The sequence below is a fragment of the Bacillus sp. P4_D3 genome, assembly GCF_056401855.1.
Window position 1 is genome coordinate 1 of record NZ_JBFUIN010000992.1, and the last position, 981, is coordinate 981.

The 981-nt window shown below is 30.8% G+C and carries 3 protein-coding genes; 2 read left to right on the plus strand and 1 reads right to left on the minus strand.

The features are described from left to right. The coding region (locus tag AC1DTM_RS28600; RefSeq protein WP_477001503.1) for a DUF4825 domain-containing protein at positions 1 to 266 on the minus strand (266 nt) is incomplete at its 3' end. 440 nt (positions 267 to 706) lie between these two features. Between AC1DTM_RS28600 and AC1DTM_RS28605 the strand changes: the two genes are divergently transcribed. Further along, on the plus strand, positions 707 to 847 hold the full coding sequence (locus tag AC1DTM_RS28605; RefSeq protein WP_002110421.1) for a YrzI family small protein: 141 nt from the start codon (positions 707 to 709) through the stop codon (positions 845 to 847). Positions 848 to 874: 27 nt separating this feature from the next. Beyond that, positions 875 to 981: YrzI family small protein (locus tag AC1DTM_RS28610; protein WP_477001504.1), on the plus strand; the 107-nt coding region annotated here is incomplete at its 3' end.

Below are 981 nucleotides of genomic sequence, written 5' to 3' on the forward strand. Positions count from 1 at the left end.
TCTGTAAGGTTTCCATTCTCTTTTGCACCATATTTCACTTTAATATTTTCATTTTCTAAACTGATACTTTGAACTGTTTCACCACCAGGTAAGTTTTTAACAATCGCAAACACGTCGGAATTATTTCCAACGTATGTCCCCGTATATTTTTTAAAAACCCCAGGTTCAATATGTGATATTTCTTTTATTTGTTCCCCATTAGAACAAGCATTAACAAATAAAAAAATTGTTAGCATAACACCTGCTATTCTAATCATATACTTCATTAGACACCCCCAAGTTCTATTTATTATCCAATCTATACAATGTATCCATTAAAAACCCTTTAAAATATACGCATTTTAATCAAAATTAAAAATTTTCAATTTTTATGTTTACAATTATCCATTAATTGTATATAATTACTAACGTAAGAAAAATATTCTAAAAGGAGGTCGAAGGAAATGATGAAATTACAATTAGATGCTTTAACTTTAGCGTTAACTGCACCTGTGTTTTTTGGACAATTAAATATGAATTCGACCACCCTAATGGAGAATTGAAAATCGCACTTTATTTCTATTAATTCATAAATTCGCCACAGGAGGTCGTATACTTTCCTGTGGCTTTTTCACGCCCAGCCATAGGAGAACGATATCTTCCTGTGGCTTTTTTGTGCGATTTTTTAGTCTCATACATTATTTTTTAAAGAAAGGAGCAACATTCGATGACTATTAGCGTATTGTTTTTAAGTATTACGATTCAAAGAAATACACTTTCCAAAGCTGAAATTCTTCATAATGAGCAAATTGCAAAAGCTATGAATGATGTTAAGGAGCGCCAAGTGCTTTATTGTGATCACCTGTAATTCCTTTTCGAAAGGAGGAATTCGTCTATGACTTTTCATATTTTCTTTTTTACGACAGCACTTCAGAAAAAAACGTTATCTGAAGCTGAAATATTTCGTAAACAACAATTAAAACAAACTATGGATAAAATAAC

Coding starts and splice junctions, on each gene's coding strand:
- AC1DTM_RS28605 (WP_002110421.1), top strand. CDS start 707: ATGACTATTAGCGTATTGTTTTTAAGTATTACGATTCAAAGAAATACA.